This window comes from Kosakonia beeri, from assembly GCF_054165705.1.
The window spans coordinates 1980010-1997031 of the sequence record NZ_CM135106.1; the positions used below are offsets into that span (position 1 = coordinate 1980010).

The 17022-nt window shown below is 54.0% G+C and carries 21 protein-coding genes; 5 read left to right on the top strand and 16 right to left on the bottom strand.

The window, feature by feature from the left end; all coding sequences use genetic code 11:
• Positions 1-71: 71 nt before the first annotated feature.
• Together ACUY4S_RS09440 and dgcQ are read left to right on the top strand one after the other, a co-directional pair.
• Positions 72-254, top strand: a complete 183-nt coding sequence (locus ACUY4S_RS09440; protein ID WP_312692875.1) for a YodC family protein — start codon at positions 72-74, stop codon at positions 252-254.
• Positions 255-363: 109 nt separating this feature from the next.
• On the top strand, positions 364-2073 hold the full coding sequence (gene dgcQ, locus ACUY4S_RS09445; RefSeq protein WP_458023534.1) for a cellulose biosynthesis regulator diguanylate cyclase DgcQ: 1710 nt from the start codon (positions 364-366) through the stop codon (positions 2071-2073).
• On the opposite strand, the gene ACUY4S_RS09450 is transcribed toward dgcQ, so the two are convergent.
• Together ACUY4S_RS09450 and yodD are read right to left on the bottom strand one after the other, a co-directional pair.
• Complete coding sequence (locus ACUY4S_RS09450; protein WP_458023533.1) at positions 2031-2867, bottom strand: mannosyl-3-phosphoglycerate phosphatase-related protein; 837 nt, start codon at positions 2865-2867, stop codon at positions 2031-2033. The two genes, dgcQ and ACUY4S_RS09450, sit on opposite strands and share 43 nt — an antisense overlap.
• A gap of 290 nt (positions 2868-3157) precedes the next feature.
• A complete protein-coding gene (yodD, locus tag ACUY4S_RS09455) occupies positions 3158-3388 on the bottom strand; it encodes a YodD family peroxide/acid resistance protein (protein ID WP_312692884.1) in 231 nt (76 codons plus the stop codon).
• 127 nt (positions 3389-3515) lie between these two features.
• Here yodD and dsrB point away from each other — a divergent pair, with 127 nt between their 5' ends.
• On the top strand, positions 3516-3704 hold the full coding sequence (gene dsrB, locus ACUY4S_RS09460) for a protein DsrB (protein WP_312692886.1): 189 nt from the start codon (positions 3516-3518) through the stop codon (positions 3702-3704).
• A gap of 43 nt (positions 3705-3747) precedes the next feature.
• Here dsrB and rcsA read toward each other — a convergent pair whose 3' ends face one another.
• The 14 genes from rcsA to fliF all read right to left on the bottom strand — a co-directional run bounded on the left by rcsA (position 3748) and on the right by fliF (position 15353).
• Positions 3748-4371: a transcriptional regulator RcsA gene (rcsA, locus tag ACUY4S_RS09465; RefSeq protein WP_312692888.1), complete on the bottom strand. Its 624-nt coding sequence runs from the start codon at positions 4369-4371 to the stop codon at positions 3748-3750.
• A 277-nt stretch (positions 4372-4648) separates the two neighbouring features.
• Positions 4649-5446, bottom strand: coding sequence for a flagellar biosynthetic protein FliR (gene fliR, locus ACUY4S_RS09470; protein ID WP_312692890.1), 798 nt, complete (start codon positions 5444-5446; stop codon positions 4649-4651).
• 8 nt (positions 5447-5454) lie between these two features.
• Complete coding sequence (gene fliQ, locus ACUY4S_RS09475) at positions 5455-5724, bottom strand: flagellar biosynthesis protein FliQ (protein ID WP_312692892.1); 270 nt, start codon at positions 5722-5724, stop codon at positions 5455-5457.
• Positions 5725-5733: 9 nt separating this feature from the next.
• Complete coding sequence (gene fliP, locus ACUY4S_RS09480; protein ID WP_312692894.1) at positions 5734-6471, bottom strand: flagellar type III secretion system pore protein FliP; 738 nt, start codon at positions 6469-6471, stop codon at positions 5734-5736.
• Complete coding sequence (gene fliO / locus ACUY4S_RS09485) at positions 6471-6845, bottom strand: flagellar biosynthetic protein FliO (protein ID WP_312692896.1); 375 nt, start codon at positions 6843-6845, stop codon at positions 6471-6473. Before fliO ends, fliP begins: the two co-directional genes overlap by 1 nt.
• Positions 6846-6852: 7 nt before the next feature.
• A complete protein-coding gene (gene fliN / locus ACUY4S_RS09490; protein ID WP_312692898.1) occupies positions 6853-7272 on the bottom strand; it encodes a flagellar motor switch protein FliN in 420 nt (139 codons plus the stop codon).
• On the bottom strand, positions 7269-8273 hold the full coding sequence (fliM, locus tag ACUY4S_RS09495; RefSeq protein WP_312692900.1) for a flagellar motor switch protein FliM: 1005 nt from the start codon (positions 8271-8273) through the stop codon (positions 7269-7271). Before fliM ends, fliN begins: the two co-directional genes overlap by 4 nt.
• Before the next feature lie 4 nt (positions 8274-8277).
• Entirely contained in the window at positions 8278-8748 is a 471-nt protein-coding gene (gene fliL / locus ACUY4S_RS09500) for a flagellar basal body-associated protein FliL (protein ID WP_312692902.1), read from the bottom strand.
• Positions 8749-8851: 103 nt separating this feature from the next.
• Positions 8852-10123 carry a flagellar hook length control protein FliK gene (gene fliK, locus ACUY4S_RS09505; protein ID WP_458023532.1) on the bottom strand — a complete coding sequence of 424 codons (1272 nt, stop codon included), beginning with the start codon at positions 10121-10123 and terminating at the stop codon, positions 8852-8854.
• Complete coding sequence (gene fliJ / locus ACUY4S_RS09510) at positions 10120-10563, bottom strand: flagellar export protein FliJ (protein ID WP_312692906.1); 444 nt, start codon at positions 10561-10563, stop codon at positions 10120-10122. The genes fliK and fliJ overlap by 4 nt, the downstream gene beginning before the upstream one ends.
• A 19-nt stretch (positions 10564-10582) precedes the next feature.
• Positions 10583-11953, bottom strand: coding sequence for a flagellar protein export ATPase FliI (gene fliI / locus ACUY4S_RS09515; protein WP_312692908.1), 1371 nt, complete (start codon positions 11951-11953; stop codon positions 10583-10585).
• The gene (gene fliH / locus ACUY4S_RS09520) at positions 11953-12663 is read right to left on the bottom strand and encodes a flagellar assembly protein FliH (RefSeq protein ID WP_312692910.1); all 711 of its coding nucleotides are present in this window, start codon (positions 12661-12663) and stop codon (positions 11953-11955) included. Before fliH ends, fliI begins: the two co-directional genes overlap by 1 nt.
• The gene (gene fliG / locus ACUY4S_RS09525; protein WP_312692912.1) at positions 12656-13654 is read right to left on the bottom strand and encodes a flagellar motor switch protein FliG; all 999 of its coding nucleotides are present in this window, start codon (positions 13652-13654) and stop codon (positions 12656-12658) included. Before fliG ends, fliH begins: the two co-directional genes overlap by 8 nt.
• Complete coding sequence (gene fliF / locus ACUY4S_RS09530; RefSeq protein WP_458023531.1) at positions 13644-15353, bottom strand: flagellar basal-body MS-ring/collar protein FliF; 1710 nt, start codon at positions 15351-15353, stop codon at positions 13644-13646. Before fliF ends, fliG begins: the two co-directional genes overlap by 11 nt.
• A gap of 229 nt (positions 15354-15582) precedes the next feature.
• Here fliF and fliE point away from each other — a divergent pair, with 229 nt between their 5' ends.
• Positions 15583-15894 (top strand): flagellar hook-basal body complex protein FliE, encoded by a 312-nt coding sequence (gene fliE / locus ACUY4S_RS09535; protein ID WP_312692916.1) that lies wholly within the window; start codon positions 15583-15585, stop codon positions 15892-15894.
• Positions 15895-16103: 209 nt separating this feature from the next.
• Positions 16104-17003: a diguanylate cyclase gene (locus ACUY4S_RS09540; protein WP_458023530.1), complete on the top strand. Its 900-nt coding sequence runs from the start codon at positions 16104-16106 to the stop codon at positions 17001-17003.
• The last annotated feature ends 19 nt before the right edge of the window (positions 17004-17022 follow it).

The following is a 17022-nucleotide window of genomic DNA, read 5'->3' on the forward strand; positions in this document are numbered from 1 at the left end:
GTGGGCGATTACGCAAGATAAACAAACTTCGTCTAAGGTGAAAAAGTTTCGCCCTGATACAGGAGGCAGTAATGGTCTTTTTGATCAGCGATGAAGTTCAATCCAAAAATGGTGGTCCATGCATGATCGTTACCGGCTATGCCAGCGGTATGGTGGAGTGCCGGTGGTACGATGGCTACGGGGTCAAACGTGAAGCCTTTCGTGAAGATGAACTGATGCCTGGCGACAGGCAAAGGGTGCACGAAGAGGTCTGACCCTATCAAACGCCTGGCTTTGCCGGGCGTTTTTCTTGCCTGACCCCCACCCACTACGCCGATTGCAGGATCGAGAACACAGCGAAACAGAGCATATCGGACCCCGCATATGCGGCAGGAAAATGTCGTGAAAGAGAGTAGGCGGCTTGGAAATCTAAAGAAGTATTTCTACCCTGCGCGGGTGGTTAACCTCTGTTTTGTTGTTGTGATGGTCTGTTCAACCATTCTCACCTGGCGTGAGGTGATGGTGTTGCAGGGAGCCTATGTCACCAGCCAGCGTAGCGCGCTGGAAAATGTCAGCAATGCGCTGGATATGCAGATGCAAACGGGCGTAGACCGCCTGATATTCTTTCGCAACGGTATGCAGGCTGCCATGGAGACACCGCTCGGTTTTAAGGTACTGAACAACGTTCAGGACGAATTCGAGCGTGTGCGTCAACAGCCGCAATGGCGCATCGGCCTCAACAGTACCCGGACGTTACCGATTTACGGCGTATCTGACTATTTTGTCGACCAAAGCCCGTTACTCAATCGCGATAATGAACAACTCCATAACGAGCTTATCGCAGCTATGGAGTTAGGCTACCTGTTTCGCTTGTCCACGCACGCCTCGTTGCTACCGCGTCAGGCCTATTATGTCTCGCGCGCAGGGTTTTACCTTTCTACTACCCCGGTTGAAAACGAGCAACGTATTATTCCGACCTATTACAAGTTACTGATGCGCCCCTGGTTTCGCGGCCAGCAAGAGCAGGTGAACCGTGGCCGCGGTGTGCAGTGGTTTACTGACCTGGCGCACCAGAGAAGCGAGGAAGACAGCTTCGTGGCCGCCAGTTTGCCGCTCGATTTTCAACACACCTGGTATGGGGTGCTGGTGTTGAGTTTCCCGGTGAACGCTATTAATCGCTTACTGGTTGATGCACAAAAAGATCAAGAGGGCGGTGAGTACCAGCTCTACGATAACCAATTCAGGCTGGTGACCAGCACGCAGACACATCCTGAGGCGCTGGCGGCATTCAGCGAAAAAGAGCGCGCGACGCTCCAGGCGGATATGGCGCAGGATACCGTTGGGGGTGTACATCTGGGTACCCGCTATGTGAGCTGGCAAAAGCTCCGGCTGTTTGGTGGTGTTCTGCTGAGGGTACATAACCTCCAGGAGGGCATTGTCGGTGATTTTGGCCGTATTAGCGTCGCGCTGGCGCTGCTTTGGGTGTTATTTACCGCGATGCTGATCTTTGCATGGATAGTGATCCGGCGCATGGTCAGCAACATGTACAGCATGCAACACACATTGCAATGGCAGGCGTGGTATGACCCGCTGACGCGGTTGTGTAACCGCGGAGCGCTGTTCGAAAGAGCGAAAGTCTTAACCGAGGAGTGCCGCCAACACCAGCTGCCGTTTGCAGTGATTCAAATCGATCTCGACCATTTTAAAAGCGTAAATGACCGATACGGGCACCAGGCCGGGGATTTAGTCTTGTCGCATGCGGCTAGCTTGATTAGTAGTTCAATCGGCGGTGAGGATGTTGCCGGGCGCGTGGGTGGCGAAGAGTTTTGTATTCTGCTCCCTGGCAGCACACTGGCACAAGCTGCACAGGTCGCAGAACATATTCGATCACGTATCGGGACCAAAGAGATTTTGATCCAGAAGCATAAAACCCTGCGTATCAGCGCGTCGCTCGGTGTGAGCGGCGCGCAGGAGAGTGAGGGTTACGATTTCGAATATTTACAATCGGTGGCGGACAGCCGTTTATACCGGGCGAAGAATAGCGGCCGCAATCAGGTTTGCTCGGAAGATGCCGCCCCTGCGCCGAACAGATGATCAAGGCCCTCCCGCCAGCCGGCAGCGCCTTCATGCTGCGAGTGATAGACCCTGTCTGGTGTATCCTTGCGTAGCTGAACGCCCTGGCGGTTAAGGCCTTTCACCACAATGGCATAATCAACGCTGTCCAGTAGCGGGGCATCGTTAGGGCCATCACCAAGCCCCAGGGTAAAGGCGTGCTTGCCCGTGTAGTGATGGTACTGGCGCGTCAGCCAGTTTACGGCCTGATCTTTGCCACCGCGTTCATCCAAAACATGCCAGAAACGGGCGCCCTGCACAAAACGTAGCCCCAGTTGCCCCAGCATTGTGTCGAAGGCTGCCATTTCTTCATCACTGTCGCGCCAGATCAGCGTTTCCGAGGCTTCCTGCAGGCGCGCCAGACTGGCTTGCGCGGGCGGCATACCGGTGAGCTCGCTCAGGACGTGTTCATCCAGTTCATCAAACATCGTGAATTTCCAGCCATGTTTCTGCCGCAGTTTTTGCAGTACGCTGGCGATTTCCTCATGCGGGGAGCCCGTAATAATGCGCGGGTAAGTTTCATGATCCTGCCAGTGCTCATCTAGCTGGATCACGGCGCCATTCTCGGCAATAAAGGGCAGACCCTGTAGCCCCATGGTTTTTTGCAGGGCCATCATTTCGGCGGCAGTTTTACTGCTGCACAGAATAACGGGAACATGATGCTCGCTTAGCGTAGCGAGCCAGTCGGCGGCAGCCTGCCAGTCACCGGTATGGTTATCGCACAGCGTACCGTCTACATCGGTAAAGACCAGTAAGGGTGAATCCAGACTCGGCATGTTGTCTCCTTTCATGTCCCGACAATGGCGGATCGTGTTCATTGAGTCGTAGGGATAGGGCACTGACTTCGGCGTAAAATTGCCCGCTTTATGAGCAATTCCTGTCGCGCATTGTATCCAATAGAATACACATGTTTACGCTAATTAATTGTTTTCTTAATAGTTCTTGTCATCACCCGGGTTTGTCGTTAGAGTTTTGCTTACATCAGATTCCCTGGTGTACGAATTTTTTAAGTGCTTCTTGCGTGAGCAAGTTTCATCCCGGCGGCAATCACCGCCGGGACTTTTCTTCAGCGATTCACCTCAGTGATGCTGAAATCATGTACATCCAGTTCGAATGCTTCTGCCAGTTCCCGCCAGGTGTGATATTCCCGACCATCGACGCTGACGCGCTGGCCATCTTCATCATCGACGCGATGAACTTCACTCTCACTAATTTCATTTATCGCCGCCAGCAGGGCATCGACATCGATGTTGACATCCCGCTTTGCGGTTTCGCTGTACTCTTTCACCGTTTTCATACAGTCACCTCTTTCGCAGTCCCACTGCTTAGTATAGACGGTAGAAAAAATCGCCAGCTAAACGCAGTGACGCTGTCAGGCTGCGTATTTTGTTCTACACTGGCGTAAATGTGACAGGAGGGTAATTATGAAGGTTAACGATCGGGTTACGGTCAAAACGGACGGAGGTCCACGCCGTCCGGGGGTGGTATTGGCTGTCGAGGCGTTTAATGAAGGTACAATGTACCTTGTCTCACTGGAAGATTACCCGCTCGGTATCTGGTTCTTTAATGAAAAAGATCACGCGGACGGGATTTTCGTCGAAAAAGCCGATTAATTTTCGCCCTCCTGCCAGGGAGGGTGAAGAGATAACCATTCCCTCAACGCATATTAACAAATATACCCGACGTGACGTTGTCCGTCAGCCGAACGACATGGTAAATCACTTGTTTATTATGCGTTTTAATTTTTCTTTTTATATTCCCCTTATGTGATGATACCGTCTTGGCTTTAATATTCATCTGGTCGGAAATTTGAATCGTATCCTGCCCGGACATCCACATTTTTAGCATGCTGGACTCGGTGCGACTCAATGAAAGCGTGGGTAAATTAATTGTCCCGACACTTTTTTTCTCTTTGCTAAGATAATCTCCAAGGATATTATCCAGCGACTCAGGCTTAATCGATTTAGAACTGATCAATAAGTTCTTACGAACCAATAGATATTCATCAAAGTGGATGTTGGCAATGGCCATAAATACAATAAATAGCGTTCGGGGATGTTGATTAATGACTTGCTTAATATGTTGACTGCTGCTTGGGTCATGAATAAAGCAGTCTTCATTAATAAACACCACGGATGGCTGGAATGTGGCGCAAGCTGATTCGAGTTCATCAACGGTTTTTATGTCGTTGATTTCTCGTTTTTTAACCCCCCGACTTGTCAGATACCCTGTTAATCCCAACCGGGTATAACTGCATAAATCCATAATAATCGTTGACATGGCATACCCTCACTCAATGCGTAACGATAATTCACCACCGCCAGAAGCTTCAGAAGCTGTACAGGAAAGAAACTGATATTACTGAAATGCAACCTGACCCTCAGGCGAAACCCACTATCCCGTAAAGTTAGGTATAATTTGCCAGGAATCATCTTAAAGTAAAGTAAATGTTGCGTTCTGTGAGGACGTTAAAAACAAATAAACCGCGCCAGATATAAGGTGGAAGATGTTTTGCGAATTTAACTTTAGGATTATCCTCAAAGAGGCAGCCTGAAAATCAGGGATTTGGACTTTTCGGCAATTCTCTGACGATCTCAGCTAACAGATTGAAAATCTCGCTGAATAACCGTTCGCAGAAGGGGGCTACCAGCGGCATCATCGCCGCCATCAGCAAAATACCGACGCTCAGCGTCACAGGGAAACCGATCACAAACACCGATAATTGCGGTGCCATACGGTTTAGCAGACCAAGGGAGAGGTTGATGGTTAGCAGCAGGGTAATAATCGGCAATGCCAGCATGAGCCCATTGAGGAAGATGAGGCCCGCGCCGCGCGTTAACGCCAGGAAAGCGTTACTGTTTACCGGGTCACCGCCAATCGGCAGCGTGTGAAAGGTATCGACCAGCATTGATATAAGCCATAAATGCCCGTTGAAAGTCAGGAACAATAACAGCGCGAGCATATCAAGAATGCGTGCCAGCACCGGCATATTTAAATGACTGGTTGGATCGACAAAGGTGGCGAACGAGAGGCCCATCTGTAAGCCGATCAGTTCACCTGCGGTACGAATGGTGGCAAAAGCAAACTGCATGGTAAAGCCGAGCGCGATGCCAATCAGCATCTGCTGCATCGCCAGCCATAATCCGGTGACGGAAAAGATCGGTACATTCGGTACCTGCGGCAACGTCGGGGCGATCACCACCGTAATGAGGATCCCCAGCCCCAGTTTTACCCGGCGGGGAATACGAGACTCACTCAAAATCGGGGCGGTCATGATCAGCGCCAGCACGCGCACCAGCGGCCAGAAATACATATTCAGCCACTCGAGCCACTGATCGCTGGTGATGTTCAGCATACGCTGTGTTACCCGATGATATAGGGGATGTTACTGAACAGACCGCGCATATAATCGAGCAGTAAATTCAGCATCCACGGCCCGGCAACCACAATCGTAACGAACACGGCAATGATTTTCGGGATAAAGGAGAGTGTCATTTCGTTAATTTGCGTTGCTGCCTGCAAAATACTGATCACCAGACCGGTAACCAGCGCGACCAGCAGTAGTGGGGCAGCGAGAGCGAGTGCAACTTTCATTGCCTCGGTGCCCATCATCATGACCGATTCTGGCGTCATGCTTTATCCTCAACTGTAGAAACTTTGCGCCAGCGAACCGACCAGCAACTGCCAGCCATCCACCAGTACAAACAGCATCAGCTTGAAAGGCAGGGCGATAGTCGCCGGAGGTACCATCATCATCCCCAACGCCATCAACACGCTGGCGATAACCAGGTCGATAATCAGAAACGGAATAAAAATCGTAAAACCAATCTGGAATGCGGTTTTCAGCTCGCTGGTCACATAGGCTGGCAGCAGAATACGCATCGGCACGGCTTCCGGCCCCTGAATAGGCGCGGTATTTGCCAGACGGGCAAACAGCGCCAGATCGGATTCACGGGTCTGGCGTAGCATGAACTCGCGCAGCGGCTGCGCCCCACGGTCCAGCGCCACGTCAACGGAGATCTTATTTTCGCTAAACGGCTGATAGGCGTCGGTGTAAATCTTATCGATCACCGGCGACATAATAAAAAAGGTTAAAAATAGCGCCAGGCCAAGCAATACCTGGTTTGGCGGCGCAGAGGGCGTACCCAGCGCGTTTCGCAGCAGGCCAAAGACGATAATGATGCGGGTAAAACTCGTCATCATCAGCAGCACGGCAGGCAGGAAGGTGAGGGAAGTAATAAATACCAGGGTCTGCACTGGCAGTGACCAGCTCTGACCACCGTTCGCCAGTGGCTGGCTTACCAGACCGGGAAGTTGAGCGAACGCGGCTGGCGCAAACAAAAATAGCCCCGCCAGCGCAAAAGATAACAAACGGCGCATCAGGATCTCCCGGAACGCTTAAGCAAATTCTTCATCACGGACTGGAAGTCCGCATTTTTTTCGTTCACGACTTCACTTTCAGCTGGCGCGGGAGGAAGTTTGTGCAACAGATTAATCTGGGTAGGGGTGACGCCCAATACCAGTCGCGCGTCTTCAACATCCACGATGACCACACGTTCACGCGGGCCAACCGTGGTGCTGGCGCTGACTTTTAAACCCCGGCCGCCAGCGGTTCTTCCGCCAACGCCCAGCCGTTTGGCCAGCCATGCGGCTATCAGGATCACGGCAATAATGCCAAACAGTGCGCCACTGACTTGCAGCAGTGGCGAACCGGGAACGGCAGAAGGTTGACTGACCGTAGCCTGCGTTTTCATAAGGGCCTCAACGGCTCAGGCGGCGCATACGCTCGGAAGGCGTAATGATATCGGTGATACGCACGCCGTATTTATCGGCCACGACCACAACTTCACCTTGCGCAATCAGATAACCGTTGATCAGGATATCCAGCGGTTCGCCCGCCAGCCCGTCCAGCGCCACCACAGAACCCTGCGTCAGACGCAGCAGTTCTTTAATGGTCATACGGGTACGGCCCAGTTCTACCGTCAGTTTGACCGGGATATCCATAATCAGGTCGATATCCTGGAGCGTGCCGGCAACATCGCCACCACCGAGTTGCTGGAACACAGCATCAGCTGCGCTCTTGCCGCCACCGGTTGTGGTTTTTTGTTCGTTTAACGCGTCAGCCCACAGATCGTCCAGTGCTCCGTTGTTCTCATCGGACGGATTGTTCATATCACTCATTTGGGCTGTTCCTCATTCAGCGAATTCAAAATCGGGTTTATCAAGTGCTCTACACGTAATGCATATTGTCCGTTGACCGTGCCGTACTGGCTGGTCAGCACCGGTACGCCGTCTACATGAGCGATGATACGATCGGGTTTATCAATCGGCAGTACATCGCCGGGTTGCAACTTCAGTATTTGCGACAAACGCAGAGGGATATCCGCAAAATTAGCAATCAAATTCAGTTCAGAGTGTTGAACCTGGCGGACCAGGTTATCACGCCAGTTCTGGTCCTCACTGCGTGAGTTTTCCAGCGGCGGGTTCACCAACATTTCGCGCAGCGGCTCAATCATGCTAAACGGCAGACAGATATTGAACTCACCCGTCAGGTTGCCGATTTCCACATGGAAAGGCGTGTTAACAACGATATCGTTCGGCGATGTAGTAATGTTCGTAAACTTAACCTGCATTTCGGAACGGACATATTCCACGTCCAGCGGGTTAATGGCCTTCCACGCGTCGCTGTAAGCTTCAAGCGCCAGCTTCAGCATGCGGTTAATCACGCGCTGTTCAGTATGCGTGAATTCACGGCCTTCCACTTTAGTCGGAAAACGTCCGTCACCCCCGAACAAGTTATCCACGGCGATGAACACCAGGCTTGGCGAGAAGACGAACAAGCCTGTACCGCGCAATGGCTTCAGGTGAATCAGGTTAAGGTTGGTCGGAACAGGTAAGTTACGCGCAAACTCGTGGTATGGCTGAATGCGGATCGCGCCTACGGTAATATCCGGGCTACGACGCAGCAGGTTAAACAGCCCCATACGGAACTGGCGCGCAAAACGTTCGTTGATGATCTCCAGCGCCTGCAGACGTTCACGTACCACGCGGCGCTGGGTATTGGGATCATAGGGGCGAATTTCACTGTCGCCACCCATGCCCGGTTGCGGATCATCACTCTTATCGCTGTCTCCGTTGAGCAGCGCATCGATTTCGGCCTGAGAAAGAATACTATCGCCCATGTCTTTACCGCAAAATGAAAGCTGTATAAAGAACGTCAGTGACTTCCTGCTTAGGTTGTCCTGGCACTAACGGCGCTGCGAGTGCTTCTTTGATCGCGGTGGCAAGTTTCTGTTTGCCCTCGTCGGTAGCAAGCTGCGTAGCGTCCTGACGTGAGAACAGCAACAGCAGACGGCTGCGGACTTCTGGCAAATATTCGCTCAGGCGGGCGCGCGTTGCGTCGTCTTTCAGACGCAGCGTGATGCCCACATACAGCACACGGTCGGCATCGCCCAGGTTCACGGTAAAAGTGTCCAGAGCGAAAAAGACCGGTGCAGGCGGTGGCGGAGGTGGTTCCGCTTTAGCGCTTGCCGCAGGTTTCTGTTGCATACGCCAGTAACTATAGCCAGCAGTGGCGCATGCCGCGAGGGTGATTAACACCAACAGCGGGATCCAGATGGAGCGCTTACGTTTTTTAGAGATAGCGGAGTCAGTCATCGGTTACGGGCTTCCTGTTAGTACTGCTTATGCAATGATTATCCCGTGTCCTGCTGCCAACAAAGCGCGGAAAAGACGGGGATAATCATGCTACCTCTGGCGTTTAGGCGAAAATGTCGACTGCGCCGTTACCGCGAGCGGCAGACTGCAAGGACGCCGGGGCCACTAACGCGTCGCCCTCATCCGCGCCAAACAGATCGCCGGAGCCCGAACGAGAAGATTGCTGTTGCTGCGAAGACTGTTGCTGCTGCTGTTGGCTGGCAAAGTTTTCGCTGCTGATATTGCTCTGGCCAAGTTGAATGCCACTTTCAGCCAGCGATGTACGCAGCATGGGCAGCGCGGCTTCGAGCGCCTGACGAACATGGCTATGAGCGGACACCATTTGCAACTGCGCCTGGTTGTCTTCCAGTTTGATAGAGATCTGCACCTGACCCAAATCTTCCGGATGTAAGCGCAGTTCCGCACTCTGCTGACCCTGACGGGTAAACAGCGTTACATGCTGGCTCACATTCTGCTGCCACTCATGACTGCCCAGCGGAGCGCTGATCACCGGGGCGGCGATGGGCGCACTGGCCTGCGCCGCACTGGCAGTTGTTGTCACGGGCGCCATGCTCACGGTGGTGCTGGTGGTCTGCTGGGCGGCGTGATCGGTCTCTTTACGCGAAGCCAGCGCTGCAGCAAAGGTGGCTGATTGTGAGGCATCATCGGTACCTTGCGCGTTAACGGCTACGCCATCATGCAAACCTTTGCCCGTTGCGCGTGGTAAATCGCCCGCGGCATCGGTGGTCAGCGCGCTGCTATTCAGGGCACGGTTTGCGGCTGCGCCTACATCACTGGCACGGGTTGCCGCAGTGGTTGTACTCGCTGTTTGCGCCGTGGACAGTTGCTGTGATTGCTGGTGCGGCAGCATCGCCATCAACGCACTGAGATTCGCGAGATCTTCATCGCTTAATTCACTTTTTTCATCGGCGGCCTTCGCTGTTTTTGTCAGCGCGGCCAGCACATCACTTTTGCTGGCAGGAGACAGACCCGACAGTAAATTCTGCATCTCTGCGTTGCTTTCTGCGGTCGCGGTCACATCCGCTTTTGTGCTTTGGCGCGCCAGCAAGTCAGCCAGTTTTTGCGCCGGGGTTTGTGCTTCTTCACCAGAGGCCGCTGCGAGTTTACCTTTCGCCAGCTTGCCACTTAACGCGGCAGCCTGCAGGTCAGCGAGGGTAAGGGGGGCATCGCCCTCCAGGCCTTGCGCACCCGTGCCGGACATCGCGCCGGTGAGCAGAGCGAGGAAGTCCTGAGCGGAATCGCCGCCGGCCTTGCTCGTTTGCGCGCCGGTGGTTGCATCTGATTCTGTAACTAGCAGTTTTTGCAACGTAATCATTCTGTTTTCCTCAGGGACGCTCGCTGTGCAAACTCATCCATCTTTTTCTGATCGAGGCGGTTTTCCGCCAGTAATGCTGCGGCGCTTTGCCTGTCCTGCAGAGTTTGCCAGGCCTGTAAGCGCTGTTTTTTCTCGCGCCAGCAACCGAGTGCGACATCCACTTTCTGGGTCCACTGCGTTAACTGGTGGCGATGTTGTTCTATGGCTTTTTCCAGGGTCTGAATAAACTGCTGATAGTTCTGCCAGCGCTGGTTATCAATGCCCTGACTCATATCATTGTTCAGACTGCTACGGTACTCATGCTGATAATCAATCAGCATTTTTAACTGCTCTTCGGCTTGCTGGCAGCCGCGACGCATTTCGCCCAGCTTCAGCGCTGCGTCTTCAACTTCTTTCTCTGCCAGATCTTTAAGCGTCGTCAATGCGCTGTTTTGCGTCATGAAGTCAGCCTCCACTACATTATGCTGTCGGGAAGATCAGCTCTAACGCCTGCATAGAATCTTCCCACCCGGCACGTTCGAAGATGCCCTGTTGCAAGAAAGCTTCGAGTTGCGGCCACAATGCAATGGCTTTATCCAGCATTGGGTCGCTGCCTCGCGCATATGCGCCAACGCTCACCAGATCGCGGTTACGCTGGAAACTCGACAGCAACTGTTTGAAATTTCGAACTCTTGCGTAATGTTTTTCAGTAATCAATGCGGTCATAGCACGGCTGATTGAGGCTTCGATGTCGATGGCGGGGTAGTGACCTGCTTCCGCCAGACGGCGCGACAATACAATGTGACCATCAAGAATAGCGCGTGCTGAGTCAGCAATGGGATCCTGCTGATCATCGCCTTCTGTAAGTACAGTATAGAACGCGGTGATAGAGCCTCCGCCGTGAATACCGTTCCCTGCACGTTCCACTAACGCCGGTAATTTGGCGAAGACAGACGGCGGATAACCTTTCGTTGCTGGCGGCTCGCCAATAGCCAGCGCAATTTCACGCTGCGCCATGGCATAGCGCGTCAGGGAATCCATAATCAACAGCACATGCTGACCGCGATCGCGGAAATCTTCAGCAATGCGCGTCGCGTACGCAGCGCCCTGCATACGCAATAACGGAGAAACATCCGCTGGCGCAGCGATGACCACCGAACGAGCGCGGCCTTCTGCGCCGAGGATGTTCTCAATAAAATCTTTGACTTCACGGCCACGTTCGCCAATCAAACCGACGACGATCACATCGGCCTGGGTATAACGGGCCATCATGCCTAACAGCACGCTCTTACCAACGCCGGAACCGGCGAACAACCCCATACGCTGACCGCGACCGACGGTCAGCAGGGCATTGATAGCGCGTACACCCGTGTCCAGCACATGTTCGATCGGCGTACGTTGTAACGGGTTAAACGGCTGAGTGATCAGCGCGCCGGTTTCACCGGTGTCCGGTGACGGAAGCCCGTCAAGAGGTTTACCACCACCGTCGAGGACGCGGCCAAGCAGGGCAGGGCCGAGCGGCAACTGTTTTCCGCTGTGTAAATTGTCGCCTGTTACGCTGCGGGCATAGACGCGCGCGCCAGGCAAAATACCTTCTACTTCTTCAAGCGGCATCAGGAACAGACGTTGACCGTTAAAGCCCACCACTTCGCTTTCGACTTCGCGCATTTCCAGGCCATCCTGACGCTCAATAATGCAGGTCGCACCCAGCGGCAGTTGCAGGCCGGTGGCTTCCAGCACCAGCCCGGTGGCACGGGTCAGGCGGCCGTAACGGCGTACAGACGGCAGTTGCGCCATCTTCACTTCAAAGTTATCCAGCGTGGTCAGCCAGCGGGTCAAACGTGCAGTCATCAAACAACTCCCGGCGCCGCCAGACGGCACAGTTCCTGCCAGCGTGTTGCCACACTGGCGTCGAGATCGCCTTCATCGGCGGACACTTTGCACCCACCTGGATGCAGGGTCGGGTCACCGCGCAAACGCCAGCCGTGCAGACTCAGCGTCGCGCCCAGCATCTCTTCAACGCGCTGCAAATCGTCCGGATGGACGCGCAGCTGCGGTTTACCGCTAAACAGCGGCTCTTGCTGCAACAGCAACTGGATCTGTTTAATCAGCGCGCTGTTATCAACAATGGGTACCTGGCCAAGCACTTGACGCGCGGCTTCGAGCGCCATCTGCATCAGGCGGGAGGCGATCACACTGTCCAGCGCATCCAGTGTGTACTGGAATTCGCTGACCAGTTGCTGCATGCGTGCATGCAGCGGTGCCTGTTGCTGGCGCGCCTGGTTTAGCCCCTGCTCGTGACCGGCGGCCAGACCTTCCTGATAGCCCACGTCATGACCAGCCTTGCGACCTTCCGCCAGACCGGCGTTATAACCTGCCTCGTGCGCCTGCATCTGGATTTGCGCCAGTTGCTGTTGTTGCTTCTGCTCCGCAGATAATGCGTCCTCTTCCTCGTCTACAGCCGGCTCGTCATTCTGCTTGTGCAGGGGCGCAAACTCGGCGCTAACAGGAAGGGCAAGGTCATCGGGCTTCCAGACCTTCCACGGCATTTCATTAGACATAGGTATCCTCGCCGCTGCCAATCACCATCTCGCCGGTTTCTGCCAGGCGACGAACAATAAGCAGGATTGCCTTCTGCTCGTTTTCCACCTGAGACAAACGAACCGGGCCGCGGTTGGCAAGGTCGTCGCGCAGGATATCTGCCGCACGCTGCGACATGTTGCGCAGGAATTTGTCGCGCAATGGTGGTTCGGCACCTTTGAGGGCCACCAGCAGGGATTCGGAGTCCACTTCCTGCAGGAGGCGCTGGATGCTGCGGTCGTCCACGTCCACCAGGTTTTCGAACAGGAACATCTCGTCGATAATTTTCTGTGCCAGCTCGCCGTCGAACTCGCGAACTGCCGTAATAACCGCTTCTTCCTGCTGCGTTTTCATCAGGTTGATGATTTCCGCCGCCGTTCTCACGCCGCCCATTTTGCTGCGCTTGAGGTTGGTGCCGTCGAGCAGGTTGTTCAGCACTTCGGTCAGTTCCGCCAGCGCTGCCGGCTGTACGCCGCCGAAGGTGGCGATACGCAGCATTACGTCATGACGCATACGTTCGTCAAACAGCGCAAGGATATCTGCCGCCTGTGCACGTTTGAGGTGCACAAGGATGGTGGCGATGATCTGCGGATGCTCGTCGCGAATAAGGTCTGCGGCGCTCTGCGGCTCCATAAAGTTGAGCGTTTCGATGCCGCTGGTGGTATCGCGGGTTTCGAGAATATCTTCCAGCAAGCTGGAGGCACGCTCTTCGCCAAGGGCTTTTACCAGAACCGTGCGCAGGTAGTCGTTGGCGTTGATGTTCAGCGCCGCGAACTGTTCCGCTTCGTTCTCGAACTCCTGCAACACATCCATCAGCTGCTTGTTGGAAATCTGGCGCACGCTGGCCATCGCGGTACTCAGGTGCTGGACTTCCCGGGCAGAGAGGTGCTTAAACACCTCCGCTGCACGGTCTTCGCCAATGGTCATCAGCAGGATGACGCTCTTGTCCGTTCCGGTAAGATTATTGCTCATGTTCGTTACTCATCCACTGGCGGATGACCAGCGCGACGACGCGCGGATCGTTATCTGACATTTCGCGAATACGTTGGCTCATTACCTCAGCGTTCATGCGCTGGTTAGAACGACGCTGCTGTTGCTGCTCGTCTTTGCTGAGGCGAACTTCCACGGACTCTTCGATTTCTGCACGCGCCTGTGCGGCTTCCTGAAGCGCTTTCGCTTCTTCCTGACGACGTACCAGCTGCGGACGTACAGCTTTACGCCACAGGATGAACGCGACAATCAACACCAGCAGCCAGCGACCGGCGGACATTAACTGATCGATAAACGCTTGCTGTTTCCAGAAGGGGAGTTGACCGCCCACATCATCGGTGGTGTTAAACGGAGAGTTCACCACGTTCAGCGTATCGCCACGTTTTTCGGTAAAGCCCATCGCTTCGCGGGTCAAATCTTCAATCTGTTTCAGTTGGTCGGCAGTCAGCGCTGCGGTTTTGCCATCGGCCAGGGTACGGTAGTTAACGACAACAGCAACCGAAAGACGCTGCACATCGCCCACATTCATTTTGGTGTGGCGAATAGTGCGATCAACTTCGAAGTTGGTCGTTTCGTTATGTGTTGTGTTACGCGGTCCGGTGGTGGTTGTGCTGGTCGACGTGGTCTGACCGTTCTGCTGCCCCTGCGCATTTTGATTCTGCTGGCCGTTCTGCTGTTGGTTCGCATTCGGCGTCGTGATCGGCGCGCTATTCGCTGGCGCAGGCTGGTTGGAGAGTGCACCCGGCACGCCACCCTGATTCTGGCCGCCAATCTGTTCGCTGCTGTTAACCTGGCGCGAACGCATTACTGCCTGCGACGGATCACCGTTCGGGCTGTACTGCTCTTCGGTCTGCTCTTTGTTAGCGAAATCGAGCTGCGCGGTTACCTGCGCGTGCACGTTGCCGTTACCGACGATTGGGCCGAGGATGGCTTCAATACGACGCTGGATACGCCCTTCAACATCGGCTGTGTATTTCAGTTGTGCATCGTTCAGATCGCGACCGGCAGTACCGGATTGGGTCAGCAGGCGACCGCTCTGGTCGACAACGGTGACGTTGCCCGCGGGCAGGCCAGCGACGGCGCTGGATACCAAATGCACAATAGCGCTGATTTGACCATCATCCAGTGCACGGCCTGGTTCGAGGTTCACGGTGATAGAGGCAGAAGGCGATTTCTGCTCACGCACAAACAGAGACGGTTTTGGCATGGCGAGGTGTACGCGCGCGCCTTTTACCGGCCCCAGCGTTTCGATAGTGCGGGCCAGTTCGCCTTCCAGCGCGCGCTGGTAGTTAACCTGCTCGCTGAACTGGCTGATACCGAATTTTTCCTGATCCAGCAGTTCAAAACCCACCGCGCCGCCTTTCGGCAAGCCCTGCTGGGCGAGACGCAGACGCAGCTCGTGCACTTTATCTGCTGGCACTTCAATAGCCCCACCGGCGTCAGAGAAACGGTAGGGAATATTCATCTGGGTTAACTGTGTAACGATAGCGCCACCGTCCTGATCGGACAGGTTGCTATAAAGCGTGCGATAGTCAGGACTTTTCGCCCACAGGACCATCGCCACAATGATGGCAACGGCCGCAGCCCCGGCCACCATTAAAGGGATTTTGGGGTTCGCGCGTAAGCGGTTAATCCACTCAAGAGATTTATTCTGCGGTGCAGTTGTAGCAGTCGCACTCATTGTTGCGCACCTCTTAACTCTGGGCGGATGTTGTTATTTGAGTTGAGAAACAAAACTGACTCCCGGGTCGGCAAACTCGACATTGGTCCATTAACATGGCCCTGCCATTATTTGATGAATCCGAATTTTCTATGCCTCAAATAACCTGGTTTTTTATCGCTATTTACCGCCATTATCTCATTGACAAGCTGTTAACCTTGTCTGGTACCAAACCATCCGGGGAAAAAACATGGCTATACAGGGCATTGAAAGCGTCGTCAGCCAGCTGCAGGCCACTGCAGGGGTTGCGCGTAATCAGAGCGTGGAGAGCGAACCGACAATCAGCTTTGCCGGGCAACTGCATGCTGCGCTGGATCGCATTAGCGACACACAGAATGCGGCACGTGTTCAGGCGGAAAAATTCACACTCGGTGAGCCGGGCGTGGCGCTGAATGACGTGATGACCGATCTGCAAAAATCCTCTATCTCGTTGCAGATGGGGATTCAGGTACGTAACAAACTGGTCTCTGCCTACCAGGACGTTATGAACATGCAACTCTAGTTCGGCGTAAGCCTGCGAAGAGATTGTGCGTTGGGCGTACAGTGCGCGGTAACACTCCTGCGTGCTGAGCGCCCTGCTTTTATTTTGTCCATTCGTCAATAACGTAATTCTGCGCGTTCGCTTCCTTTTCCCTGTATTAATTATATTTACGTATCCATACTTTTTGTTTTTTACACTTCCGGCCGTCCATTATTACAGTGTGAGGGCTGATGATGTTCAGAGAAACATGCCAAATTGATACAGCACTTGCGAGTCTGGATAAAGCCATCGATACGCACTACACATGGCTGGTAAATATCATGGTGGAAATTGCTTCTGCGAAGACTTCGGCAGCTGAAATTATCCCTGCGTCTTCTCATGAATCCTGCCCAGTAGGCCGCTGGTTGCAGTCAAAACCCCGTGCAGAGCATGGAGAAGGGCTCTGCATACAGGCGATCGATCATGCGCATTCACGTTTACATGAAAGTGGCCATCAATTATTACTGGCCGTTTCTCAGGGGCGTGTCTCTGAGCACGAATTTACGGATTTTAAATCATGCCTGCAGTTATTTTCTTCGGCGACTAATGACTACCGAAAATACCTGTTAAATATGCGTAATGGTATTGATGCCTTAACCGGTTTACCCGGCCGAAGGGCGCTCGACGAAACATTTTCTCAGGTGTTACAGGCAGCACAAGGGCGAGCTGTCTATATGCTGATGCTGGATATCGATCGCTTTAAAAATATCAATGATAGTTGGGGGCACCTGGTTGGCGATGCGGTTTTACGCGCGCTGGCCCGGCAATTGCGCGAGTGGGCGCAGGGCTGCGATACGGCTTACCGCTACGGTGGTGAAGAGTTTATTCTTTTACTGTGTGCGGCGGGTGATGAGGAAGCCTGTAAAATCGCGTTGCGCCTGTGCAACGCCATTGCCGATCGCACTATCTATCATGACGATTTGGCGCTCAGGATCACTGCAACCCTCGGCGTGACGCGTGTTCGCACAGGCGAAACGCTAACCCGGGCGCAGGAACGCGCCGATGCGGCGATGTACCGCGGCAAACAGACCGGGCGTAATCGCTGCATGTTTATGGATGCACAGGGGGAGATACGCCATTTCGTCGGGTAAATTCCCCCTCTCTGGTGGG